This window comes from Xanthomonas sp. NCPPB 3583 (assembly GCF_041475715.2).
GTDB lineage: Bacteria > Pseudomonadota > Gammaproteobacteria > Xanthomonadales > Xanthomonadaceae > Xanthomonas > Xanthomonas euvesicatoria.
Genome location: NZ_CM191263.1, coordinates 1,580,792 through 1,603,649 on the forward strand (window position 1 = coordinate 1,580,792; position 22,858 = coordinate 1,603,649).

24 protein-coding genes are annotated in these 22,858 nt (G+C 67.0%); 10 read left to right on the forward strand and 14 right to left on the reverse strand.

The window, feature by feature from the left end:
- Window positions 1-70 precede the first annotated feature (70 nt).
- Complete coding sequence (locus ACCQ07_RS07055) at window positions 71-406, forward strand: zinc ribbon domain-containing protein YjdM (protein WP_011346848.1); 336 nt, start codon at window positions 71-73, stop codon at window positions 404-406.
- Window positions 407-954: 548 nt separating this feature from the next.
- Here the strand turns inward: ACCQ07_RS07055 and ACCQ07_RS07060 are convergent.
- The gene (locus ACCQ07_RS07060; protein ID WP_008578224.1) at window positions 955-2,073 is read right to left on the reverse strand and encodes an alkene reductase; all 1,119 of its coding nucleotides are present in this window, start codon (window positions 2,071-2,073) and stop codon (window positions 955-957) included.
- Between the two features lie 218 nt (window positions 2,074-2,291).
- Here ACCQ07_RS07060 and ACCQ07_RS07065 point away from each other — a divergent pair, with 218 nt between their 5' ends.
- The 7 genes from ACCQ07_RS07065 (at window position 2,292) to ACCQ07_RS07095 (ending at window position 7,727) form a co-directional block, all read left to right on the forward strand.
- The gene (locus ACCQ07_RS07065) at window positions 2,292-3,503 is read left to right on the forward strand and encodes an MFS transporter (RefSeq protein WP_031421810.1); all 1,212 of its coding nucleotides are present in this window, start codon (window positions 2,292-2,294) and stop codon (window positions 3,501-3,503) included.
- Window positions 3,504-3,665: 162 nt separating this feature from the next.
- Window positions 3,666-3,836, forward strand: coding sequence for a hypothetical protein (locus tag ACCQ07_RS07070; RefSeq protein WP_014089715.1), 171 nt, complete (start codon window positions 3,666-3,668; stop codon window positions 3,834-3,836).
- 219 nt (window positions 3,837-4,055) lie between these two features.
- Window positions 4,056-4,511 (forward strand): PA2169 family four-helix-bundle protein, encoded by a 456-nt coding sequence (locus tag ACCQ07_RS07075; RefSeq protein WP_014089716.1) that lies wholly within the window; start codon window positions 4,056-4,058, stop codon window positions 4,509-4,511.
- Window positions 4,512-4,782: 271 nt separating this feature from the next.
- Window positions 4,783-5,385 (forward strand): RNA 2',3'-cyclic phosphodiesterase, encoded by a 603-nt coding sequence (gene thpR, locus ACCQ07_RS07080; protein ID WP_008578228.1) that lies wholly within the window; start codon window positions 4,783-4,785, stop codon window positions 5,383-5,385.
- Window positions 5,386-5,420: 35 nt separating this feature from the next.
- Entirely contained in the window at window positions 5,421-6,026 is a 606-nt protein-coding gene (locus tag ACCQ07_RS07085; RefSeq protein ID WP_031421811.1) for an HD domain-containing protein, read from the forward strand.
- Between the two features lie 63 nt (window positions 6,027-6,089).
- Window positions 6,090-6,284, forward strand: coding sequence for an oxidoreductase-like domain-containing protein (locus ACCQ07_RS07090; RefSeq protein ID WP_008578230.1), 195 nt, complete (start codon window positions 6,090-6,092; stop codon window positions 6,282-6,284).
- A gap of 69 nt (window positions 6,285-6,353) precedes the next feature.
- On the forward strand, window positions 6,354-7,727 hold the full coding sequence (locus ACCQ07_RS07095) for a virulence factor (protein ID WP_031421813.1): 1,374 nt from the start codon (window positions 6,354-6,356) through the stop codon (window positions 7,725-7,727).
- A 291-nt stretch (window positions 7,728-8,018) separates the two neighbouring features.
- On the opposite strand, the gene mprF is transcribed toward ACCQ07_RS07095, so the two are convergent.
- Window positions 8,019-10,583 carry a bifunctional lysylphosphatidylglycerol flippase/synthetase MprF gene (mprF, locus tag ACCQ07_RS07100; RefSeq protein ID WP_014089718.1) on the reverse strand — a complete coding sequence of 855 codons (2,565 nt, stop codon included), beginning with the start codon at window positions 10,581-10,583 and terminating at the stop codon, window positions 8,019-8,021.
- Window positions 10,584-10,675: 92 nt separating this feature from the next.
- Here mprF and ACCQ07_RS07105 point away from each other — a divergent pair, with 92 nt between their 5' ends.
- Window positions 10,676-11,554, forward strand: coding sequence for a DUF998 domain-containing protein (locus ACCQ07_RS07105; protein ID WP_326687314.1), 879 nt, complete (start codon window positions 10,676-10,678; stop codon window positions 11,552-11,554).
- Between the two features lie 10 nt (window positions 11,555-11,564).
- Complete coding sequence (locus tag ACCQ07_RS07110) at window positions 11,565-11,912, forward strand: RidA family protein (RefSeq protein ID WP_008578235.1); 348 nt, start codon at window positions 11,565-11,567, stop codon at window positions 11,910-11,912.
- A gap of 156 nt (window positions 11,913-12,068) precedes the next feature.
- On the opposite strand, the gene ACCQ07_RS07115 is transcribed toward ACCQ07_RS07110, so the two are convergent.
- The 12 genes from ACCQ07_RS07115 to rnfB all read right to left on the reverse strand — a co-directional run bounded on the left by ACCQ07_RS07115 (window position 12,069) and on the right by rnfB (window position 22,858).
- Window positions 12,069-13,139, reverse strand: a complete 1,071-nt coding sequence (locus ACCQ07_RS07115) for an SAM-dependent methyltransferase (RefSeq protein ID WP_014089720.1) — start codon at window positions 13,137-13,139, stop codon at window positions 12,069-12,071.
- Between the two features lie 17 nt (window positions 13,140-13,156).
- Complete coding sequence (locus tag ACCQ07_RS07120; protein ID WP_014089721.1) at window positions 13,157-13,939, reverse strand: DUF1295 domain-containing protein; 783 nt, start codon at window positions 13,937-13,939, stop codon at window positions 13,157-13,159.
- Window positions 13,936-14,481: a DUF2878 domain-containing protein gene (locus ACCQ07_RS07125; protein WP_008578238.1), complete on the reverse strand. Its 546-nt coding sequence runs from the start codon at window positions 14,479-14,481 to the stop codon at window positions 13,936-13,938. The genes ACCQ07_RS07120 and ACCQ07_RS07125 overlap by 4 nt, the downstream gene beginning before the upstream one ends.
- Window positions 14,478-15,773: an SAM-dependent methyltransferase gene (locus ACCQ07_RS07130; RefSeq protein WP_008578239.1), complete on the reverse strand. Its 1,296-nt coding sequence runs from the start codon at window positions 15,771-15,773 to the stop codon at window positions 14,478-14,480. Before ACCQ07_RS07130 ends, ACCQ07_RS07125 begins: the two co-directional genes overlap by 4 nt.
- Entirely contained in the window at window positions 15,770-16,654 is an 885-nt protein-coding gene (locus ACCQ07_RS07135) for a DUF1365 domain-containing protein (RefSeq protein ID WP_071117415.1), read from the reverse strand. The genes ACCQ07_RS07130 and ACCQ07_RS07135 overlap by 4 nt, the downstream gene beginning before the upstream one ends.
- Complete coding sequence (locus tag ACCQ07_RS07140) at window positions 16,654-17,904, reverse strand: NAD(P)/FAD-dependent oxidoreductase (RefSeq protein ID WP_008578241.1); 1,251 nt, start codon at window positions 17,902-17,904, stop codon at window positions 16,654-16,656. The genes ACCQ07_RS07135 and ACCQ07_RS07140 overlap by 1 nt, the downstream gene beginning before the upstream one ends.
- A complete protein-coding gene (locus ACCQ07_RS07145; protein ID WP_008578242.1) occupies window positions 17,901-18,899 on the reverse strand; it encodes an acyl-CoA desaturase in 999 nt (332 codons plus the stop codon). Before ACCQ07_RS07145 ends, ACCQ07_RS07140 begins: the two co-directional genes overlap by 4 nt.
- Window positions 18,900-19,121: 222 nt before the next feature.
- Window positions 19,122-19,955: an anti-sigma factor gene (locus ACCQ07_RS07150; protein WP_008578243.1), complete on the reverse strand. Its 834-nt coding sequence runs from the start codon at window positions 19,953-19,955 to the stop codon at window positions 19,122-19,124.
- Window positions 19,952-20,515: a sigma-70 family RNA polymerase sigma factor gene (locus ACCQ07_RS07155; RefSeq protein WP_003485439.1), complete on the reverse strand. Its 564-nt coding sequence runs from the start codon at window positions 20,513-20,515 to the stop codon at window positions 19,952-19,954. The genes ACCQ07_RS07150 and ACCQ07_RS07155 overlap by 4 nt, the downstream gene beginning before the upstream one ends.
- A 58-nt stretch (window positions 20,516-20,573) precedes the next feature.
- The gene (locus ACCQ07_RS07160; protein WP_008578245.1) at window positions 20,574-20,942 is read right to left on the reverse strand and encodes a hypothetical protein; all 369 of its coding nucleotides are present in this window, start codon (window positions 20,940-20,942) and stop codon (window positions 20,574-20,576) included.
- An 85-nt stretch (window positions 20,943-21,027) separates the two neighbouring features.
- A complete protein-coding gene (locus tag ACCQ07_RS07165; protein WP_031425292.1) occupies window positions 21,028-21,816 on the reverse strand; it encodes a hypothetical protein in 789 nt (262 codons plus the stop codon).
- A gap of 613 nt (window positions 21,817-22,429) precedes the next feature.
- Complete coding sequence (rnfB, locus tag ACCQ07_RS07170) at window positions 22,430-22,858, reverse strand: Rnf electron transport complex subunit RnfB (protein WP_008578248.1); 429 nt, start codon at window positions 22,856-22,858, stop codon at window positions 22,430-22,432.

The following is a 22,858-nucleotide window of genomic DNA, read 5'->3' on the forward strand; positions in this document are numbered from 1 at the left end:
TCCCCGTGCCGGGTGCGTGATCGCGCACCCGGGCGGCTACAATCCACGCCCGCTTCGATCAAGGAATTGCATGCCTACCGTCCCCGCCTGTCCGCAATGCGGACTGGAAAACACCTATGCCGACGGCGCGATGTCGATCTGCGCCGACTGCGGCTTCGAATGGAGCGCAGGCGATGCCGCGGCAGACACGACGGTGGTGCGCGACAGCAACGGCAACGTGCTGCAGGCCGGCGACACGGTGACCGTGATCAAGGATCTCAAGGTCAAGGGCTCTTCGATCCCGCTCAAGCAGGGCACGGTGATCCGCAACATTCGCCTGGTCGAAGACGATGCCGAGCACATCGAGGGCAACTCGGAAAAGATCAAGGGCCTGGTGTTGAAGACCTGTTTCCTGCGCAAGGCGTAAGCGCGGTTACCCCGTGGCGCGGCAGTGTGCGTTGGCGCGAAGCTGGCGCGCGCTATGGCCCCAATGTGCAGCGCACCTGCGGATAGGCAGTGCAGGCCCATTGCGCTAGTCGCGCGGATACACCGCCGCCACCATGCAGCCCTGTCGCATGCGCGAGAGCCTTGGCAATGAGATAGCTGCATCATCGGCAGCGTTGGCGTACTGGCAATCGCGACGGTAAGCGCGCATGCGCCGCTGCGAAATCACGTGTGGTGATGGGGTGGCGTTGCGGATCAGATGATGCAGGGTGACGAGTGTCGGGCGCGCATGGCAACCGGCAAAAAACTCGATGCCAATAACGCACGACCAGGTGCGCGCAGGCGATGCGCAGGATGCCGGCAGCGGTCCGCCTGGCAATCGCCGAGCGGCCGCATGGCCAGCGGCGCGCATGCAAGACCGGTCGCTGCTTATCGGCCAACAGCAGGCATGCAGTGCATCGGCGTCACCCACGGCAACCGCACCGTGCCAGCCGGCAGGTGCGGTCGCCTGGTCAGCGGCCGATCAGGCGATTACTCCGGCAAAGCGGGGTAGTCGGTGTAACCCTTGGCACCGCCGCCGTACATGGTGGCCTGGTCGATCTCGGCCAGCGGCGCGTTCTCGCGCAGGCGACGCACCAGGTCCGGATTGGCGATGAACGGGCGGCCATACGCGATCGCATCGGCGTAGCCGCTGCTGATGGCCTGTTCGGACATGCCGCGGTCGTAGCCGTTGTTGGCGATCCAGGCGCCGTCGAACTTGGCGCGCAGCGCGGCATAGTCGAAGGCGATGTTGTCGCGCGGGCCGCCGGTGGCGCCCTCGATCACGTGCACGAAGGCCAGCCTGCCGATCAGGTTCAGGCGCTCGACCGCACGTTCGAACAGCGGCTGCGGGTCGGAGTCGTGCGCGCCGTACACCGGGGTCACCGGCGACAAGCGCACGCCGGTGCGCTCGGCGCCGATTTCATCGGCAATCGCCTGCACCACTTCGGCAAGCAGGCGGGTACGGTTTTCGATATCGCCACCGTAGGCATCGGTGCGCTGGTTAGAGCTGTCGCGCAGGAACTGGTCCAACAAATAGCCGTTGGCCGCATGCACTTCCACGCCGTCGAAGCCGGCATCGATCGCGTTGCGCGCCGCGATGCGGTAGTCCTCGATCAAGCCGGGGATTTCATCCAATGCCAGCGCGCGCGGCTCGGACACGTCCTCGAATCCATTCTTGGTGAAAGTCTTGCCTTCGGCGCGAATGGCGCTGGGCGCAACCGGCACTTCGCCCGGCGGCAGCACACTGGTGTGCGAGACGCGGCCAACGTGCCACAGCTGCAGCACGATCTTGCCGCCGCGGCGATGCACTTCGTCAGTGACGGCGCGCCAGCCCTCGATTTGTTCCTTGGTGTAGATGCCGGGCGTATCGAGGTAACCCTGGCCCAGCGGACTGATCTGGGTGCCTTCGGCCACGATCAGGCCGGCGGTGGCGCGTTGGCCGTAATACTCAGCGGCAAGCGGCGAGGGCACCTGGCCGGCGACCGCGCGGTTGCGCGTCAGCGGGGCCATGATCACGCGGTTGGCAAGCTCCAGCGCGCCCAGGCGCACCGGCGAGAACAAGGGGGATTGAGTGGATTTGGACATCAGCAACCAGTCGAAATTGATCACGCGCCAGGCGCGACGCCGCGCCGATCGCGGTGCCCGGTAGCGATGGTGGCGGACTCAAGCAGATTCGAGCGATGCAGATAGGACACAGCGTCCCTGTCGCGTCGAATGCGCTGCAACTGTGATGGAGTGGGCGCTGGCGCTGAACCGCCCCTGGTGTCGCGCTTTCCTGCTCTGCTGCATTGCACAATAATAGACCGCCCGCCACTCTGGAGTCGGGCATGACCGATACCGACCTTTCTTCGCCACGCGTGTCCCGGCGCGATTACGTGCTGATCCTGCTTGCGCTGGCGATGGGCGGCTTTGCGATCGGCATCAGCGAATTCTCCACCATGGGCCTGATGACGCAGATTGCGCAGGGCCTGCAGATCACCGAGCCGCAGGTCGGTCACGTCATCAGCGCGTATGCGTTGGGCGTGGTGGTGGGTGCGCCCTTGCTGGCGATCCTGGGCGCGCGCTGGCCGCGGCGCACCTTGTTGCTGCTGTTGATGGTGTTCTATGCGCTGGGCAACGTGGCCAGCGCATTGGCACCGAGCTACCACGCCATGCTGCTGTGCCGCTTTATCGCCGGACTGCCGCATGGCGCCTACTTCGGCGTCGCGTCGCTGGTGGCCGCATCGATCAGCCCGCCCAATCAACGTGCCACTGCAGTGGGGCGCGTGTTGTTGGGTCTGAGCGTTGCGCTGCTGGTGGGCAACCCGCTGGCAACCTGGCTGGGGCAAATCGTGAGCTGGCGCTGGGCCTATGCGTCGGTGTCGGTGATTGCGCTGGGCACGGTCGCCGCTGTGGCGGTCCTGTTGCCGCCGCAGCCGGAGGAGCCGCGCCAGCAGCCGCTGCGCGAATTGCGCGCGTTCAATCAGCCGCAGGTGTGGCTGGCGTTGGCGATCGGGGCGGTGGGTTTTTCCGGCATGTTCTGCGTCTTCAGTTACCTTGCGCCGACCTTGACTGCGGTGACCGGCGTGACCGCAGCGCGCATCCCGTTGGCGATGGTGGCATTCGGCGTGGGCGGGGTGCTGGGAAGCATCCTGGGCGGTTGGTTGTTCGATCGCATGCAGTTCCGCGCCGTACCGGTGTTGCTGCTGTGGTCGGTGGTGGTGATGTTGACGTTTCCGCTGGCAGCGCAGTCAGGCGTGTGGGTGTTCGTCTCGATTGTGGCGGTCGGCACCATGGGGGCGTTGGCGCCGGCCTTACAGACGCGCTTGATGGACGTGGCGGCAGAAGCGCAGACCCTGGCCGCAGCGTCCAACCATGCAGCGTTCAATACGGCCAATGCATTGGGTCCATGGCTGGGCGGCATGGCGATCACGGCAGGCTGGGGTTGGACCTCCACCGGCTACGTCGGCGCGGCCACCGCGCTCGGCGGGTTGCTGGTCTATGCAGCGGCGGTGTGGCAGGAACGCCATCAGCAACGTGCAGTGCTGACGAATTGCTGAGTTGCCGGTGCCGCAATGCGTCAAGCGCCCGCGGCGCCGTTTCGCTCCGGTGGCAGCTTGCGCCGCCATGCAGCGATTCGCACGGCCCATGTGCCATCACGACAGCCATCTCACGGGGCGCCGGCGAGACTTCGCGTTCCATCAAGCGGACCGAACAGTGCCATGAACGAGTTCACTCCACCGCCGTGGAAGCGCTCCAATCCCAAGGGCAAGGCGAAGTCGACACCGTTGACCGATGCGCAAAAAGCAGCCGCCAAGCAGCGCGCCGAAGAGGCGGGGCGGCCGTATCCGAATCTGGTCGACAACATGTGGGCTAGCCGCCAGCCGAAGTGATCTTGACCCGCTGTTGGCATGGATGAATTGCAATTCATCGCCTGCATGATGGCGTGAGGACGATGCCCACATCGCTCACATATCGATTATGCAGGCAACGCGAGGATGAGGCCGTACACAACGCGACGGCACTGCAATCAACCCATCGATTGACTCAACCCGCCGCACGCGCAGTCATCGCACCGCGCCGCGTCGGTCCATCCAAACAAGGAGCCACACATGAGCATTCAGAGCAAAACCGAGCATAGCCTCAATGACCTCATCGCCATCTCGCGCGACGGCAAGGACTTCTACGAAGAAGCCGCGGCCAAGGTGGGCGACGCGGAGCTCGCGACGCTGTTCCGTCGCATTGCCGGCGTCAAGACCGACATCGTCAGCAGCCTGAGCAGTGTGGTCGCCGCCGCCGGTGGCACGCCGGAACAGCACGGCACCATGGTGGGCAGCATGCAGCAGTTCTACGGCAAGGTTCGCGCAACCCTGGGCGACACCAAGTACGGCTATGTGGCCGAGCTGGAAGAGTCCGAAGACCGTCTGTTGAAGGCGTTCGACGAGACCATCGCCGACCAGGACACCCCGGCCGCTGCACGCGAAGCCGCGCTGCGCCTGCTGCCCGAGGTACGCGCTTGCCATGACGTCATGCGCAACCGCAAGCATGCGATGAAGAGCGCCGCATAAGCTGCGCGTTGAACCGAGTGCATCGTCACCGATCCGATGCAGCTCCGGAGTAAGACGATAAAGGCGGAAACGGGCAGCGCATGCTGCCCGTTTCTTTGTGTGTCGCCGCAGGCGCGCATGCATGGCGCAAGGCCGCAATCGCCGTTCCACGCAATGCAAGAGGTTCCACATCCACGCCATGCATGCCGGCATGTCCGGCACGTGTTGGGTCTGCTAGTATCCGCCGCCCTTCTTCAGGCAGGCCCGCGTTGCGCGGTCGCGGCATCCACCCATGAAGCAACAGTTCCTGTACCTGTCGTCGGCCGAGGCACAGCTGTCGCTCGGGCTTGGAGAAGAGAAGACCACCGAACGTCTGTTTTTCGCGGTGATGGCCGATGCGTCCACTGCCGAGCATGCAGCGCGCATTGCCGACCGCCTGTTGCAAGGCGGGCACGCCCAAGGCAAGGCGCTTGCGCGCGAACGGCTGCATGTGACCCTGCATCATCTGGGCGATTACGCCGGTGGTCTGCCGCCATCGTTGGTGAGCCGCGCCAGCCAGGCCGCGACGCGCGTGCAGATGGACGCGTTCGAGGTGGAGTTCGATCGCGTCGGCACCTTCGGCGGCAGGCGCTCGCAACTTCCCTGCGTGCTGCGTGGCGAAGAGCAGGTGCGCGGGCTTTACGAGCTGCAGGGCGCATTGGGAAGGCAGCTGGCGCATGTGGGCATTGCCGGCGACGCGCAATACACGCCGCACATGACGCTGCTGTACTGCAATCAGGCGGTGCCGCAGCGGCGCTGCGATGCGCTAGCCTGGACCGTGCGCGATTTCGCGCTGGTGCGCAGCTTTCTTGGCCAGTCGCGCTACCAGATCGAAGGCCGCTGGTCGCTGCGCTGATGTGCATGGCCGCGCGTACGCGGTAGCCTGCGGACATGGACATCGCCACGCCATTGCCATTGCAGGCCGACCACCTGGCCGCGCTCGAACAGGCCTATGCCGCCCCGCCGCGCGCTTACCACCACTTCGGCCACGTTCGCGCGGTGCTGCAGCACTACGCCGAGGTCGCGGCCGGGCCGGGCTGGCGCCAGCCGACAGAAGTCTGGCTGGCGGTGCTGTTCCATGATGCGGTGTATCAGCCCGGACGCAGCGACAACGAGGCGCAATCGGCACTGATGGCGGCCGAAGCCATCCCGCGCTGGTGGCCGCAGGCGCGGGTGGATGTCGAGCGGGTGCAGGCGCTGATCCTGCTCACGGCTCGGCACGGGCACGTGCTGCCGCAGGACGTGGATGAAGACGCCGCGCTGTTCCTGGACTGCGACATGGCGATCCTGGCCGCGCCCGCAGCGGTGTTCGATGCCTACGATCAGGCCATCGCCGAGGAGTATCGCGGGCACGTGCCCAGCGTGCTGTTCCGGGTCAATCGCCGCCGGTTCCTGGCCGGTGTGCTCAAGCAGCCGCGCATCTTCCTGAGCGACTACTTCCATACCCATTACGACACCGCGGCGCGCGCCAATCTGCGCCGGCGGCTGGGGCGCTGAGCGGCCATGCCCCGGCCCGGCTGCATGTCCGGCTGAGTCCGATGCGCACGCTACAATGGCCGCATGCACGACAGCGCTGCTTCCCGCCCAGACCCACGCCCGATCGCCCCGCAGCCGCCTGCGCCCAACGAATGCTGTGAGAGCGGCTGCCCGCTGTGCGTGCACGATCTGTATGCCGAGGAGCTGACGCGTTACCGCCAGGCCCTGGCAGCGTGGGAAGCGCGCCAGCCGGCGGTCAGCCGCCCCGAGGCGCAATGAGCCAGGTCCTGCGCTTCGCGCTGCAGTCCGGAACGATTATCTTTGAACCACTTTTCCCGATGGTGCGACATGCGACGACTTGAAATGTGGAGCGCGCTCTGCGGCGCGGCGATGTTGACGCTGTCGGGCATGGCCGCCGCGCAGGCGCCGGAACCGGTCAGCCACGGCCGTTTCGAGCAGGTGCCGGTGCTGATGCCCAAGGGCGAGCCGCAACGGGTGGTGATCTGGCTGGCCGGTGCGGGCGATGCCGCCAAGCGTCAGGCCCAGGCAGAAAGCCTGCGCGCCGACGGTGCGATGGTGGCGGTGGTGGACACCGCGCACCTGTACGCAGTGCTACGCAAGGCTGGCGGCACCTGCACGTTCTCGGTCGGCGACGTGGAAAATTTCTCGCGTTACGTGCAGGCCTTCTATCACATCCCCACCTATCGTCTGCCGCTGCTGGTGGGCGATGGCGAGGGCGCCGCGTTGGCCTACGCGATCGCGGCTCAGGCCAAGCCGCACGTCCTGGCCGGCGTGCTCACCGACGGGCTCTGCCCGGCCACCGTGTCCAACCAGGCAATCTGCCAGCCGGGTGTACGCCCCGGGACCAACACGCTGTTGCCGGTGCCGTTGCAGATTCCCTGGGTGCTTGCCGCCAGCCAGGACAAACGCTGCCCGGCGGCTGCCGAAGAGGGTTTCCTCAAGCAGGTGCCGCAGGCGCGAACCTTCCGGCGCTCTGCCAAAGGCGACATCCTGCCCGGCCTGCGCGCCGCGGTGCGTTCGCTGGGCGAACAGAAGGGCGTGGCGTTGCCGCCGCCGCCGGGCGGTCTGGCGGATCTGCCGGTGGTGGAACTGCCGGCCAAGCCCGATGGCGACAGCGACGACGACACCTTCGTGATCTTCGTGTCCGGCGATGGCGGTTGGGCAGGCCTGGACGAAGAGGTGGCCGATGCACTCGCCGCGCAAGGCATTCCGGTGGTCGGCCTGGATTCGCTGCGTTACTTCTGGACCGAACGCACCCCGCAAGGCTTTGCCGACGACCTGGATCGCATTGCCCGCATCTATGCGCAGCGCTGGGATCGCCAGCGCGTGGTACTGATCGGCTTTTCGCAGGGCGCCGACGTGCTGCCGGCGGCCATCAATAAACTGCCCGCTGCGACCAAGCAGAACCTGCGTATGACGGCGCTGCTGTCGGTCGGCAAGCTGGCCGACTACGAGTTCCACGTCAGCAACTGGCTGGGCTCGGACGACGAGGGCCTGCCGATCGCGCCGGAGATCCAGCGTCTGCCGGCCGGCACGACGGTGTGCATCTACGGCCAGGACGACGACGATGCGCTTTGCCCGAACCTGCCCGCAAACGTGGCCAAGCGGGTCGCACTGCCAGGCGATCACCATTTCAAGGGCGATTACACGACCCTGGCCAAGACGATCATGGACCAGTTGCACACGCTGTCGAAGCCGTAAGGCCGGACAGTGTTTGATCTGAGTGCGCCGACCGTGTCCTGGTCGGCGGCGCGGTGCCGGGTCCGGAATCGCGACACGCTGTAAACCCGTCCTGGAAGCTCGATGGCGGCATCCATGCCGCCCCACATGCGCTGGCCCGCGGAGGTGGCACCGCGCTTTCACGGTCTGCGACCGCTGCTCCGCACACCAGGATTGCCGGAAACGGCGTGCTCCTGCGTTGTCAATCCGCTCCGGTGGGCGCCAGCGAACGCGGCCGGACCTGCATGTTCGGCGCCAGCGTCGCGCGCGGGCTTACTCCTGCCGCCCAGGATCGGCCGAGATCAGGCGGGTGACATCCAGCAAGGCGGCCGGCAGATGCATGCCGCCGGGGGCGACCAGATAGCGTGGACGCCAGGTCGGGGCGAACTTCGACTTGAAGCGGCGTAGACCGCTGAATCCGTAGAAACGCTCGCCGTGCCGCGCGACCAGGCTGGCGAAGCGGTTCCAGCGCCCGGCCAGGCGATGTTCGGCCAGGCCCGACAACGGCGCCATGCCCAGCGAGAACCGCGTGTAGCCGTTGGCCTGGCCCCACAGGAACAACTCGATGAACAGGAAGTCCATGGTGCCCTTCGGTGCCTGCGCGCTGTGCCGCATCAGGTCCACCGACAGTTCGCCGCCGGCCGGTGCCCACCACACGTTGGCAAATGCCACGATCTGGCCTTCGACCTCGGCCACCGCCACCGGGAAGCGACGCAGGTAATCCGGATCGAAGCTGCCCAGCGAGAAGCCTTTCTCTTCGCCGGATTTTTCTTCCAGCCATTGTTCCGACACCTCGGCCAGGCGCGGCAATACCTCCTCCACCTGTTCGGGCGGCAGCATGCGGAAGCTCAGGCCGCCGCGCTTGCCGCGGTTCCAGGCCTGGCGCAGGTCGGCACGGTCGCGGCCTTCCAGGGTGAAACCCTCCAGCGGCACGATCGCCTCTTCGCCCAGCTTGACCAGGGTCAGGCCCATGTCGAGATAGGTCTGCCAGTACCGTTCGCCGACCTGGTAGAACACCGGGCGCAGGCCCATGTGGTCGGCCTCTTCGCGGAAGCGCCAGATCAGCGCGCACGCCACCTCCGGCGGGCCGACCGGGTCGCCCATGGAAATCAACGAACCGCCATAGCGCTGCATCATCACAAAGCCACGGCGCTGCTCATCCAACAAAAACGCCTTGTCGCCGGTCAGCGCCAGGCAGGCCTGGGTATCGGTACTGGTGGCCAGGATCGGTGCCAGCGTTTGCAGCGTCTGCGCATCGGCCGCCGGCATCGGCCTGCGTCCACCACGCAGCAGGCGCGCCATGCCGAACACGATCACGCCCACGCACAGGATCAGCGCGGCGCGCAATGCACGCGGCGCATTGGCCGAGGTGGCGAACTGCCACCACAGATCGTTGCTGTATTCGACATGGCTGTAGACGAAGAACAGCAGCCAGAACGTGGCCACCAGCACCAGGCCCAGGTTGCTCAGCCAGCGCCACGACCAGGCTTCGTCCAGCAGCGCGCCCTGGCGATAGAACTCGCGTCGCGCCGCCCACAGCGCAACCGCTGCCAGCGCCGCCGACAACGACACCGAGATATGGCTGCCGCGCAGCAGCGCCAACGGCGGCAGCAGCAAGCACACGCCCAGCGCCAGCACCCAGGCCGCATGGCTGCGGCGCTGCAGGCCCTGCCCGATCAGCAGCAGCATCATGCCGCCCAGGCTGACCAGCAGGTGCGAGGTTTCGATCAGCGGCAGCGGCGCCACTTCCTGGCGCGCGCGCGGTGTCGGCAGGGTGCCGTCGATCACCAGCGCGGCACCCACTGCAAACACCGCCAACGCCAGAATCTGCGGCAGCCACGGGCGCAGGGTCTTCCACACGGTGCGCGCGGTGCTGGCGCCGACGCGTACCGGCGCGCGCAGCCCGGAGGCGGCCGCCATGGCCACCGAGATCAGCAGTGGCACGATGTAGTACGTGACGCGGTAGGCCAGCGCCGCGGCCAGGACCGCGGCGGGAGTCACGTGCGGCAGCAGTTTGAGCAGGCTCCACTCGAACACGCCCAGGCCGGCCGGCACGGTGGAGATCAGCCCGGCCACCACGGCCACCAGCCAGATGCCGATGAAGCCGAAGTAGCCGGTACCGGGGTCCGGCGGCAGCAGCACGTAGAACGCGGCCGCGGCCAGGCCCAGTTCCACCACGCTCAGTGCGGTGACGCCCAGCACCGTGGTGCGGTCCGGTAACCAGAACCGGTGGGTGCGGATGCCGAACTCGCGGCCCTGTTTGCCGACCAGCGCCAGCATGGCGCCGTAGCCGACCAGCAGGGCGATGCCGGCGATGCGGATGGCCTGCGCGGTGATCGGCAACGCGCGCGCGGCCGCTTCCGGTTCCAGCAGCAATGCCAGACCCAGCAGCACCCAGGCCCCGAAGATGAAGCCCAGGGTGCTCATCAGCACCACCTGGCCAATCTCGGCCAGGGTCAGGCCCACGCTGCCGTAGCCGCGCAGGCGCACGGCGCCGCCGGTGAGTGCGGCAAATCCCAAGGTCTGCCCGACCGCATGCGCCATGAAGGCGGTGATGCCCACCCGTGCCGGATGCAGCTGCTTGCCGGTGCGCTTGAGCCCCACCCAGTCGAAGCCCACCAGGCACGCGTAGCTGCTCAAGCCGAGCAGCAGCGTCAGTGCGATCTGCCCCGCGCCCAGCGCACGGAATGCATGCCGGATCTGGCGGTAGCCGTGGTCGGTGAACTGCGACGACAGCGCATGCAGGGCCATCGCCAGGATCGCCAGGCTGATGATGACCGGCAAGGCGCGACGCCAACCGCTGGCGGACGTTTCGGAAGACGCGGGGGTATCCGTCATGAGGGCAACGGGATCTGTTGAAAGGGAAGGAGGGTGCATGCACGAGGTGTGCCGCGCGCGCGTTTGCAATGCATGGGCCGGTTGGGTTGAGGGTGCATGCAGCGTGGTTGCGAAGGTGCCGACATCCAGTGAACGCGTGGTTCGATCGTACCGACACAGTGTCTGTGCGGGCCGGCCGCGCGCATCATAGGGCAAAGCCGCACACGCGTGCCGAACGAACACGACAGGACCGCCATGACAGTTGGAAGGCAGACAGGCTGCTGATGCGCACTCCACCCGATTCCCCAACGTTTGCGCCGCACGCGCGGGCCATGCCGCCGCGCTGGAGCGGCTACGCCGGCCGCATCGCCGCCGCCGCGGGCATGGTCTTCATCGGGCTGGTGCTGGTGTTGCAATGGCTGCGCCGCGATCTCTGGTGGGTGGATGCGCAACTGAGCGCCTATCTGCACGGTCCGTATGGCCTGTTGCTGCGCACCGCCTACTGCCTGCTGGCCGCCAGCATGGCGTGGCTGGCGCTGGGGCTGTATGCGGCGTTGGCACCGGCCGCGCGCAGCCGCACCGTGCTGGGTTTGTTCTGGATGGCGGCATTGGGGCTGTGCATGGTCTCGATCGGCGACAGCTGGATGCCCGAGCTGGCGCCGGAGGCGGCCGCGATGGTGCATGTGTTGTCGGCGGATACGACGTTTCTGTGCGTGATTGCCGCGGTATTGCTGCAGGCGTGGTACTTCCGGGCCGATGTGCGGTGGCGTGCACACTTTCCTTCGGCCTTCCCGCTGGGCTGGGCAGCGTTTGCGGTGTTGCTGTTCCATGTCACCGTGACCAGCGCACCCCTGGGCATCAGCCAGAAGATCGCCATCGTGCTGATCGTGGCCTGGATGGTGCGCGCGGGCACCGTGTTGGCGCGCTGCGAGCGCGACGGGGCTGCACGTCTGCCGCATTCGCGGGACAATGCAGGGGTCAATCAACCGTAGGAAGCCTGAAATGCTGCAGCGATTCGATGCGGGTCCGCGTATGTCCGAAATGACCGTCCATGCCGGCGTGTGTTACCTGGCCGGCCAGATTGCCGAGGACACCAGCCAGGACATCACCGGGCAGACCCGCCAGGTGCTGGGCGAGATCGACAAGCTGCTGGCGCTGGCGGCCAGCGACAAGACCAAGATCCTGCGTGCGGAGATCTTCCTCGCCGACATCGCCGATTTCGATGGCATGAACAAGGCCTGGGACGAGTGGGTGCCGCACGGCTTCACGCCTGCCCGCGCCACCGTTGAAGCCAAGTTGGCGCGGCCGGAGTGGAAAGTGGAAATCGTGGTGACCGCTGCGGCGGGCTGATCGCGCCACTGGGTGCGGCGCTTGAAGCGGTGCGCGCGATGGCACGCAGCGCTTCAGCGCAACCAGGTGACTGCTGCGCGGTTGTCGCAGTGCGCGCAAGCACGCGCGGTGCATGGTGGCCGGCAGTCATGTTCGCAACGGCTGCCGGCGGTGCAATCAACGTTTGACGAAGCGGTAATGCGCCACGCCCCACTCGCGGCCGTGGTCGTAGCCGAACAATTCCGCGCAGGCCAGCCAGAACATCCGCCAGCGCTGCCACCAACGCTGCGCGTCGTCGCCGTAGGTCTGCTTCAACAGCGGCATGATCTGGTCGCGGTGGCGGTCCTGGTTTTCCAGCCAGGCGTTGGCGGTCTTCTCGTAATGCTCGCCCGACAGCAGCCAACGTTGTTCGATCACCACATCCTGCTGGAAGTGCAGCAGGGTATCGGCCGCCGGCATCAGCCCGCCGGTGAAAAAATGCCGGCCCATCCAGTTGTCTTCGCCGGCCACTTCGAACGGGTAGGCCAGGTCGCGGTGGCAAAAAATGTGCACGAACAGCTTGCCGCCCGGTGCCAGCCAGCTGCCGACGCGTGCGAGCAGGTCGCGGTAGTTGCGCATGTGCTCGAACATTTCCACTGACACCACGCGATCGAAGTCGCCCGGTGGCAGGGTCAGCGCGTTGACGTCGGCAGTGATCACCTGCACGTTGCTCAGGCCGCGCACGCGGCACTGCTCCAGGATATGTGCGCGCTGCGGGCGCGAGTTGGACACCGCCGTGATGCTGGCGTTCGGATAGCGCTCGGCCATCCATAGGGTCAACGAGCCCCAGCCGCAGCCCAGTTCCAGGATGCGTTGACCATCGGCCAGTTCGGCGCGCTCGCCGTACAGCGCCAGCATGCGTTCTTCGGCGGCATCCAGATTGGGCGTGGTGGCATCCCAGTAGCAGCTGCTGTACTTGAGCCGGCGGCCCAGGCACAGGGTGAAGAACTGCGGCGGCAATTCGTAATGCTGGCGATTGGCCGCATCGGTTTCGATCGCGATCGCACTGGCCCGCAGGCTGTCGATGAAGGCGCGCTGCCGCTCGCCGTTGGCATCGGCATCGTTGCCTCGCTCATCGCGCAGGCGCTGCGCGCACAGTCGACGGATGCCGTGGCGCAAGACGGCATCGGGCAGCACACCGGATTCGGCGAGCCGCGTGGAGAAGGCTTCTTCGGGCTGCGCGGAGGGCGGGACGATAACGGTAGACATGCAACTCTCCAGGCAAATCAGGACGAAGGGGGAAGCGGAAAGAACGCGCTGGTGCTGCGCTGGTACCGGGCATAGTCCTCGCCACGCGAGCGCAGCGCCTGCTGCTCGGTGTAAGGAATGCCGGTGAAGCGATACAGAAACACGAACATCACCACCGGCCCGAGCGCGCACAGCGCCACCGGCCACGGGCCGGCACCGACGGCCAGCGCCAGATAGGCGAACCAGTGCACGAACTCGAAAAAGTAATTGGGGTGGCGCGAATAACGCCACAGCCCGGCGCGACAGGTCTTGCCGCGATTGGCCGGGTTGGCCTTGTGCGCCGACAACTGCCGGTCCGCCAACGCCTCGCCACCGACCGCGATCAACCACACGACGATCGCGATGGCTGTCCATGCGCTCCATTCCGCGTTTGGGTTGCTCGCCGCGGCCAGGAACGGCACCGCGAACAGCACCACCACCCCGGCCTGTGCCAGGAAAAAACCGAGGAACTTGCTCTGGCTGCCGTTCCAATGTTCGCGCAACGCGCGGTACCGGCCGTCTTCATGCGGGTCGCCGAAGACGCGCACGCCCAGGTGCAGCGCCAGACGCGCGCCCCACACGCCCCCGAGCACCGCCACCAGCACGCGCGGCAGCAGTGCGCCCTCGGACATCCACGCACAGTACGGCGCAGCCACCGCCAGGCAGCCCGCCCACAACACATCGACCGGGCCGGCGTTGCCGCTGCGACGCTGCCACAGCCAGCCGATCACCATCACCACGCTTGCGAACACGCCCACATGCAGCAGCGGCCAGGCATTCATTGCAGTTCTCCAGTGGGGTCATCGGGTAATGGTCGCGCCAGCCGGCGTGCATATAGCGACAACACGCCGCAGGCCACGCCCCAGCCGATGCCCACGGCAAGCACGGCATGCAGGTAAGGCGATTGAAATTCCACCGCGTGCCAGCTGCGTTGCGCCAGCCAGTACGAAAACGGCCCGAAGATCGCGCCCAGCAGCACCGCCAGCCACGGCCGCTGCATTGCCGTGGCCAGCGAATGGTTGAGGGTGAGCGCAAAGCCCAGCCACAACGCCAGGATCCACGGCGGCGCCAGCAGGCTGCCCGGCCACGGCGCGGCGTAGCGCACCCAATTGCCCGCTGCCAGCGTGGTGTCCAGCAGCAATCCCAGCGACAAGGCCGCCACCATCAACTGCACGTCGCCGGGCGCGCGTCGCGAAGGCCACAGCTGGTACAGCGCGAAGACCGCCAGCGCCAGCAGCGTCGGCCAGATGCGCGCATGCGCAGCGGAACCGACCGCGACCAGCCACAGCACCTGCAGGCCGAGGTAGTTGCCGAGCTGCTTCATGCGCCGGCAGTGAGGCCAGGCACGAACTGCGGCGGGCGTGCAGCGGGTTTGCTCAGCCACAAATGCACATCGCCGATCGAGCGTTCCAGAAATCCGGCCTCGCAATAGGCCAGGTAGAACTCCCACATGCGGATGAAGCGCTCGTCGTAGCCCAGCGCACGCACCTGCGGCAACTGCGCCATGAAGCGCTGGCGCCACGCGCGCAAGGTCAGCGCATAGCTCGGGCCGATGTCTTCCAGATTGAACAGGCGCAGATCGCTGGCGCGCGCGATCGCGCCGGTCATCGCCGCAACCGAAGGAATGAAGCTGCCCGGGAAGATGTGCCGTTTGATGAAGTCCACCGAGTGCAGCGCCTGCTTGTAGCGGTGGTCTTCGATGGTGATGGCCTGGATCAGCGCTTCGCCATCGTCGGCCAGCAGGCTGCCGACCTTGGCGAAGTAGGTGTCCAGATACTGGTGGCCGATGGCTTCGATCATCTCGATCGAGACCACGCGGTCGAAGCGGCCTTCCAGGTCGCGGTAGTCGTGCAACAGCACCGTCACCCGATCGCTCAGGCCTGCCGCGGCGATGCGTTGGTTGGCCAGTTCGAACTGCTCGCGCGAAATGGTGGTGGTGGTGACGCGGCAGCCGTGTTCGCGTGCGGCGTGCAGCGCAAAGCCGCCCCAGCCGGTGCCGATCTCCAGCACATGATGGTGCGGCGCCAGGCGCAGTTTCTGACAGATGCGTTCGAGCTTGCGGGTCGCCGCGCGCTCCAGTGCCGCCTCCCCCTGCGCCTCTTCGCCGTCGACAAAGATCGCCGACGAGTACATCAGGTTTTCATCCAGGAACAGCTTGAACAGCGGGTTGCCCAGGTCGTAGTGCGCGGCGATATTGCGCCGGCTGCCGCTGCGGGTATTGCGCGCAAACGCATGCAGGCTGCGCATGGCCCAGCCGCCCAGACGTGCGGTGCCGGTCTCCATCGCGTCCAGCCGCTCGCGGTTGCGCAGCAGCAGCCGCATCAACGCCACCAGGTCGTCGCACTGCCACTGCCCGTCCATATACGACTCGCCCGCGCCGACACTGCCGTTGAGCGCCGCCTGGCGATAAAAGCCGGGGTCGATCACGCGCAGTTGCATCTGCAAGGCCTGCGCGCCCGTGGCCGTGCCAAGCGTGGTGACGGTGCCGGCTTCATGCAGCTGCAGCTGCCCGTCACGCAATTGCCCAAGCGTGGCCAGCAGGCGCTTGCGCAGCAGGCGGTCCGTCCAGGAAGCCGCGCGCGGCGCAGCGTGATCGGGCAGGGACGTGGCGTTCATCGGGGTTCTCGCACAGGCGGGTGAGGGTGGTCGTGGACGGGGTTGCCGCGCAGCCACAGGCGCAAGGCCTGCCAGTGGATGGCAATCACCACCCACACCGTCATCAACGGATAAGCCAGCAACGTGCGCGCCAGGTTGCGCGCGGTGAGCGGTTGACGTTGCAGTACCAGGGTGGCGTCGAAGCGGCGCGTGCCGCTGTTGTCGAGGGCACCGCCAGCATCGTCGCCAACGGCGTCCAGCACATCCATGTGCACGCGCAACTGTGCATCCGGCACGCTGAAGCGCCAGTCGTAGCGGTGTTGCATGCCCATGAACGGCGAAACGTGGAAGCGCTTGTCGAAGCGCCACGCATGCACGTCGCGATGCGTGCGCGCCTGCGCGACCGGCAGCACGTAGGTGTGGCGCTGCTGCCAGGGGGTGTTGGTGATTTCGGCCACGATCCAGCGCAGGCCGTCGTGGCGATCGAAGCAATAGTAGAAGCTGACCGGGTTGAACACGTGGCCGAAGTAACGCAGATGCGTCAGCAGCCGGATCGCGCCCTCGGGGCGCTCGCCGGTGTGCGTCTGCACGCAGTCGCGCACGGCCTGGTCCAGCGGAATGCGCGCATCGCCCAGATAGTCGCTGCGCCGGAACTGCGCCAGGTTGGCGCGCCCCACCGACCATAACCAGCGTCGTGCGAACACCTGATCCAGCTCGGACAGATCCAGGTACATCAGGAACAGGCGATGGCGAAAGTGCAGCGCCTTGGGCATGAAGCGCCGGTGCCGCACCCAGCCGGTGTAGATCGCGCTGCGCAACGGCGCCTCCACGCGACGGGCGCCGCTGCCCTCGGCAGGGGGCAACGGCACCGCGTCGTGGTGGGCGTCGCGCAGCAACTGCATCACCAATGCACTCCCAGGCCATGCGCGACGTCCACGCCGCTGCGCAGGCCGTCTTCGTGGAAACCGAAGCCCCATGCGGCCCCGGCGAACCAGGTGTGTTGCACACCCTGGATCTCGGCCTTGCGCGCCTGTGCTGCCACCGCTGCGGCGTTCTGCACCGGGTGGCGATAGCGCATGCGCCGCAGCACCTTGCCCGGGTCGATCTCGTGATTGCGATTGAGGCTGACGATGAACGGCTGCGGTGACGCGATCGACTGCAGTGCGTTCATCCAGTAGCTCACCGTGCAGGCGGCATCCGGGTCGGCCGGCACGTGCGCGTTCCATGCTGCCCAGGCGCGCCGGTCGCGCGGCAGCACGCTGGCATCGGTGTGCAGCACGGTGTCGTTGTCCTGGTAGGTGATGCCACCGAGGATGTGGCGTTCGGCCGGCGTGGCGTCGCTGAGCAAACCCAGCGCATCGTCGGCATGGCAGGCCAGCACCACGTGGTCGAAATGTTCCTCGCAACGCGAGGCCTTCAGCACCACGCCATTGGGCGTGCGGCGGATTGCCTGGACCGGCGTGGACAGGCGCTCGATCACCTGCCAGCGCCGCCGCAGCGCACGCACATAGCTGTTGGACCCGCCCCGCACCACCTGCCACTGCGGGCGCCCGCTCAGTTGCAGCATGTGGTGATTGGCCATGAAGCCGATCAACTGGCCCATGGGAAATTCGAGAATGGTCTGCGAAGGCGAGGACCACAGCGCGGACGCCATCGGCACCAGGTGCTGGTCGCGGAATGCATCCGAATAGCCGTGCCGCTGCAGATACGCGCCCAACGTGCTGAAACGCTCGTCGCTGTGCAGCACCGCCGGTGCCTGGCGATAGAAGCGGCGCAGGTCGGCCAGCATGCCCCAGAAGCGCGGGCTGAGCAGGTTGCGGCGCTGGCAGAACAACCCGTTCAAGGTGCCGGCGTTGTATTCGAGCCCGCTGCGCGCGTCGTGGACCGAAAAGCTCATCGTGGTCGGCTGCGCGGCCACGTCCAGCTCGGCGAACATGCGCGTGAGCAGCGGGTAATGCTGCGGGTTGAACACGATGAAGCCGCTGTCCACCGCGTAACGCTGCCCCTCCAGCTCGATGTCGTGCGTGTGCGTATGCCCGCCCAGATAATCGGCTGCCTCGAATAGGGTCACCTCGTAGCGCCGCGACAACAGCCACGCCGCGCCGAGGCCGGCGATTCCGCTGCCGACCACGGCAATCCTGCCCTCGCTCATCGTTTCACCCGTTCGGCGCGCTGGGTGAGCAGCTTCGGCATCGGCTTGAGGTCCCACACCAGCCCCACCCACGACATCGCGGTGAGTCCGTACCAGGTCGCGTCGTATTCCCACCATCGCAGTCCCTGGCGCGCCGAGCCGGGAAAGAAATGGTGATTGTTGTGCCAGCCTTCGCCGAAGGTGAGCAACGCCAGCAGCCAGTTGTTGCGGCTGTCGTCGCGGGTGTCGAAGCGCCGGCTGCCGAAACGATGCGCCAGCGAGTTGATGGTGAAGGTGGCATGGAACAACGCCACGGTGGAGATCACAAAGCCCCACACCAGCAACTGCGCACCGCTGGTCTTAAGCGCGGGCGCAGCCACTGCCAGCCAGTCGCCGAGCAGGTACAGCCCCAGCGCCAGCAGCACCGGCATCACGATGTCGAAGCGGTCCAGAAAGCGCAGTTCGGCGAAACGGCGTAGGTCGGGGATCACTTCCCAGTCGGTGCGGAAATTGCGCGGGGTCAGGAACCAGCCGGTATGGCTCCACCAGAAGCCGTGCTGCGCCGGTGAATGCGGATCGCGGCCGGTGTCGGTATGTCGATGGTGGTTGCGATGATGCGCCGCCCACCACAACGGCCCGCGCTGCACGCAGGTGGCCCCTATAGCGGCAAAGACGAATTGCAGTGCGCGCGACGTCTTGAACGCGCGGTGCGAGAAGTAGCGGTGATAAAAGCCGGTGAGTGCGAACATGCGCAGCGCGTACAGCGCCACTGCCATGCCCACCGCGAACCAGGATGCACCGACCCAGAACACCGCCAGGCAGGCCAGGTGCAGGGCGATGAAGGGCACGGCACGTAGCCAGTCGATGCGATCGGCACGCGCTTCGTCCAGGGGCTCGTCGGCTTGCGAATCCACCCAGCGACGCAGACTGCCGACGCGTGCGGCCAGGCCGCCACGCGGTGGTGCGGTGGCGGGCTGGGGCGCTGCGGCGTGAGGGTCCAGGCCAGTGCTCGGCACGCGTGATTCTCCATAGGTAGTCGTGACCCAGTACGGACGCTGCCGGCAAACAGATGCACCAGCCCGCTTGATCGTCGCACGCATGGGTGGGGTTCGCTTGGCGTCGCGAATGAATCGCGCAGCTGCGCACACATTGCCCGCGCCAGAGACGTCCGGCGCGGATGAGGCTGTTTTGCAGAGCCCCGCCTGCGAGTGCCCGCAGGCGAGGTTAGGCGCGCTGGATCAGGGAGCCATCGCCAGCGTGCTGATGCCGCCCTTGGCCACCACGGTGCCGGTGGCAACGCCACCGGGCGCGCCGCCCGGCGGCTCCAGCGTGACGGCCAGAATGGCCTCGTTGCTCAACATGGGCATCAACTGATCGGGAATCTGCGCACGGCGTGCACGCTGATCGTCGAAGGTGCCCATCGAATGGGCCTTGCCGTCGGGGGTGATCAGCCACAGCTCCGGCACCTTGTCGGCGGTGGCGGTGCGGTCCAGCGGCGTCACCGTGATGGTGTGCTTGTCGGCGTCCATCAAGGCCACATAACCCGGGCGACCGTCTTCGGTGGCCAGGGTCGAAGTCATGGCGATCCCGGTCGCGGCAGGCGGATTGGTCGCAGGCGGGGTGACCGGGGTCTGCACCACTTCGCCGGTTGACGGCGGCTGCACCGGTGCCGGCGGCGTGCGCACGTTGAGCAGGGCGAGCACGCAGACCGCGGCAGTGGCCAGGCCGCCGACGCTGGCCCAGCGCCAGAACCGCACGTTGTTCCACAACGGGGCCGCGGGCGCGGTCGTGCTGACCGGCGCTGCAGACGGCACCGCGCGCAAGGGCGTATCGAAGCCCAGCGCCTGGCGTACGCGTACCCACACCTGATCCGGTGGCGTCTGCGCCACGATTTCCTCCAGCAGCGGCGCCAGCAGTTCCTGCCACTGCAGCACTGCCTGGGCGAACTGGCCGTCGGTGGCAATGCGTTGTTCGGCCGCCAGGCGTTCTTCTGCGCTCAACAGGCCAAGCACGTATTCGCCGGCCAGCACGTCGCGTGGCGGTTCCTGGTCGATGGGAAAGGGCGTACTCATCGTTCCAGACATGCCTTGAGTTTGGCCAGACCCCGACGGATCCAGCTCTTGACCGTGCCGATCGGCGTATCGGTGCGCGCGGCGAGTTCTTCGTAGGTGATGCCTTCGAAGAATGCCGTGCGAATCAACTCGCTGCGTGGCGGTTCCAGTTCGGCCAGGCAGTGATCGATGCGCCGGCGCGTGCTGGCGCGCTCGGTGCGGTCCAGCGGCGAGGCATCGCTGGCACGCAGTTCGCCGGCATCGTCCAGCGCCACGTTGCGGCGCTGCGGCGCGTTGGCGCGCAGATGGTCGATGGCCTTGTTGCGCGCGATCATCGCCAGCCACGTGAGCCCGCGTGCGCGGCTCGGGTCGAACTGCCCGGCCTTGTGCCAGATCAGCGTGAACACGTCCTGCAGCACCTCTTCGGCTTCGGCACGTTGCGGGATCATCCGCAGGCACACGCCGAACAGCTTGGCGGAGGTTTGCCGATACAGCGCTTCGAAAGCATGCCGGTCGCCGCCCGCGGTGGCGGTCAGCAGGCGTCCGGTCTCATCGTCGTCGTGGCCAGGAATGGCACTCATGCGGTCGGGCGTTGGGTGAGGTGGGGGCGATGCTACCGGACTGGGCCGAGCGTGTCTTTCACTTGCGCTGGAACCACAGCAGCACCGCGGCGAGCAACAACAGGATCTCCACCCCGGCAAGCGCAACAGTGGGTGCGGAGACCGGCCACAAGCGCGAGAGCGAGACGCTGCGGAACAGCACGATGGGAACATAGAACGCCAGGGCGACCACCAGGCCGGTGCGGGCTTGGTCGATCCACGCGAAGTAGCCGAACAGGAACGCCATGCCCAGCTGCAACCCGCCGTAGATGACCAGATACTCCGATTGCCCTGCCGGCGAGAGCTGGGTATAGCCCACTGCCGTTGCGGTCTTGGCCGGAGAGAGCGTGCACCACACCGCCAGGACGACGTAGAGCACTGCATTGATCCAGAGATAGGCTTTTGCCACGACGGTGCTCCTGTAGGGGGAATGGGTGCCCGGGCCGTTGTACGCAAGCGCGCGTGGTCGGACGTGAAGATGGCGCGGGCGTGGTTCATGGGGCGCTGCACGAGGTGGCCAGCGGCTGCTCGCGCGCGTCGCGCAATTCCTCGGCACTGGCCGTCCGCGCGGGGGTGTCCGGAAAGACGATGCGCACGCGCGGATAGCGGCCGTTCGCATCGCGCAGATTGCCGACCCCGCGGAACTCGAGCAGCCGCTTGTCGGCGAGCGAATAACGCACCTCCAGCGATGGCACTGCCGCCCCATACCAGGCATCCAGGCTGATGCGGAAGCGCCGCTGGCCGGCAGCATCGCCCAGGCGTTCGACCCGGAAGCCCAACTGCCGCTGCAGGCTGGGCAGCACGAAGTCCACCTGTTGCGGCGCACGCGCAATGGCGTCCCAGTGCTCGCGCAGGTAGGCGTCGAACCCGGCATCGATCACCCGCGCGCCGCCGCCAGACGGCAGCGTGGTGCGGCGTTCGGGTTTGCCGGGGGCGAGCTGGTACATTTCGCGGACGCCGTCGCGTTGGCGCACGCCTTCGCGATATCCGTCGCGTCCATCGATCAGGCTGAAATCAGGCGAGCTGCCGCCGCCGTCGACCTGCTTGCGCGCAAACGCCCGCCCGTCCGGGCAGCGGTACAGCACCAGCCGCCCGCCATCGTCGAGCAACCAGTGCGACTCGCGATACCGCAACGCGCCGTTGTCGCCATCGAAGGCATCGCCGTCCACCCGCGTCACCGCGCCTGCGCCGAGCGGCAGGCTGCCGAGTACCAGCAGCAACAACGGCCGAATCGGCCGGCAACGGACGGTGAGCGCGGCGAGGGTGGCGGCAAGTGGACGCATCGGCAGATCCTCGATGGGGTGCCTACCAATACGGGCGCGGCCGCAGCACGGATGCGCCGGCTGCGTCAGGACGTTCCTGACGGCGCGGTGGTGGGCGCTGGCGTGGCTGGCTTGGGAGTGGTTGGCGACAGTGCTGCAGCGGCACGGCCTCGTGTGGCAACCGGTGGTCTTGCCGCCATGGGCGAGCGAGAGTGACGGCAAGCGTGGTGGCATATGCCACGGCGCGCGCGCGTAGTGCAACGTTTCCAACGGTGGGCGCATGCGCGCGCAGCGCGATCAGGTCGCGCAGTCCGCGGTGGCTCGCGGCCACCGCTCCGCAGCGTGGCGCATCGACATGTCGGTTGCACACGTTTGCATGCGCATGCGACTGGCGCGCAGCCAAACGCGGTTGTAACCCGGAGATTCGGATCAATGCCAACCCGCTTGCGGCGGTGTCGATGTTCTTGGTGCCGGCCTTCCAACCTGCATGCGCAGGCCACTGATCGATCGGGGCATCGCCTGCCTGTCGCGCAGTTCGAAATCTGCCTTTCGCAGCTGGTGGTCATGCTGGACTGCGCGCCAATCCATGAGCATGCAGGCATCGACTGGACGCGGTATCGCGCTGACCGCCGCCTCAGCCGGTCGGATGCAACTCGATGCAATCCACCGGGCACGCCGGCAGACACAGTTCGCAACCGGTACACAACGGTGCGATCACCGTGTGCATATGCTTGGCGCCGCCGACGATGGCATCCACCGGGCAGGCCTGGATGCACTTGGTGCAGCCGATGCAGTCGGCTTCCACGATCCAGGCCACCTGCGGCAGTTTGTGTGCGCCGCGACTGCGATCGTAGGGACGTGCAGGCACGCCCAGCACCTGCGCCAAGGCGCGTGCCCCGGCATCGCCGCCGGGCGGGCAGTGATCGATCGTCGCCTGGCCATCTGCCATCGCCTGCGCGTACGGACGACAGCCGTCATACCCGCATTGCCCGCATTGGGTCTGCGGCAGCAGGCGGTCGAGGCGTTCGACCAGATCGGGTGCAGGGGCGGACGTCGCGGCCAT

Excerpts from the sequence above, each read along its gene's own strand:
- ACCQ07_RS07090 (WP_008578230.1), top strand. The coding sequence starts at position 6,090 with ATGCACGACAGCGCTGCTTCCCGCCCAGACCCACGCCCGATCGCCCCG.
- thpR (WP_008578228.1), top strand. The coding sequence starts at position 4,783 with ATGAAGCAACAGTTCCTGTACCTGTCGTCGGCCGAGGCACAGCTGTCG.
- ACCQ07_RS07075 (WP_014089716.1), top strand. The coding sequence starts at position 4,056 with ATGAGCATTCAGAGCAAAACCGAGCATAGCCTCAATGACCTCATCGCC.
- ACCQ07_RS07085 (WP_031421811.1), top strand. The coding sequence starts at position 5,421 with ATGGACATCGCCACGCCATTGCCATTGCAGGCCGACCACCTGGCCGCG.
- ACCQ07_RS07150 (WP_008578243.1), bottom strand. The coding sequence starts at position 19,955 with ATGAGTACGCCCTTTCCCATCGACCAGGAACCGCCACGCGACGTGCTG.
- ACCQ07_RS07110 (WP_008578235.1), top strand. The coding sequence starts at position 11,565 with ATGCTGCAGCGATTCGATGCGGGTCCGCGTATGTCCGAAATGACCGTC.
- ACCQ07_RS07135 (WP_071117415.1), bottom strand. The coding sequence starts at position 16,654 with ATGCAGTTGCTGCGCGACGCCCACCACGACGCGGTGCCGTTGCCCCCT.
- ACCQ07_RS07130 (WP_008578239.1), bottom strand. The coding sequence starts at position 15,773 with ATGAACGCCACGTCCCTGCCCGATCACGCTGCGCCGCGCGCGGCTTCC.
- rnfB (WP_008578248.1), bottom strand. The coding sequence starts at position 22,858 with ATGGCCGCGACGTCCGCCCCTGCACCCGATCTGGTCGAACGCCTCGAC.
- ACCQ07_RS07055 (WP_011346848.1), top strand. The coding sequence starts at position 71 with ATGCCTACCGTCCCCGCCTGTCCGCAATGCGGACTGGAAAACACCTAT.
- ACCQ07_RS07140 (WP_008578241.1), bottom strand. The coding sequence starts at position 17,904 with ATGAGCGAGGGCAGGATTGCCGTGGTCGGCAGCGGAATCGCCGGCCTC.
- ACCQ07_RS07120 (WP_014089721.1), bottom strand. The coding sequence starts at position 13,939 with ATGAATGCCTGGCCGCTGCTGCATGTGGGCGTGTTCGCAAGCGTGGTG.
- ACCQ07_RS07115 (WP_014089720.1), bottom strand. The coding sequence starts at position 13,139 with ATGTCTACCGTTATCGTCCCGCCCTCCGCGCAGCCCGAAGAAGCCTTC.
- ACCQ07_RS07065 (WP_031421810.1), top strand. The coding sequence starts at position 2,292 with ATGACCGATACCGACCTTTCTTCGCCACGCGTGTCCCGGCGCGATTAC.
- ACCQ07_RS07165 (WP_031425292.1), bottom strand. The coding sequence starts at position 21,816 with ATGCGTCCACTTGCCGCCACCCTCGCCGCGCTCACCGTCCGTTGCCGG.
- ACCQ07_RS07070 (WP_014089715.1), top strand. The coding sequence starts at position 3,666 with ATGAACGAGTTCACTCCACCGCCGTGGAAGCGCTCCAATCCCAAGGGC.
- ACCQ07_RS07095 (WP_031421813.1), top strand. The coding sequence starts at position 6,354 with ATGCGACGACTTGAAATGTGGAGCGCGCTCTGCGGCGCGGCGATGTTG.
- mprF (WP_014089718.1), bottom strand. The coding sequence starts at position 10,583 with ATGACGGATACCCCCGCGTCTTCCGAAACGTCCGCCAGCGGTTGGCGT.
- ACCQ07_RS07155 (WP_003485439.1), bottom strand. The coding sequence starts at position 20,515 with ATGAGTGCCATTCCTGGCCACGACGACGATGAGACCGGACGCCTGCTG.
- ACCQ07_RS07125 (WP_008578238.1), bottom strand. The coding sequence starts at position 14,481 with ATGAAGCAGCTCGGCAACTACCTCGGCCTGCAGGTGCTGTGGCTGGTC.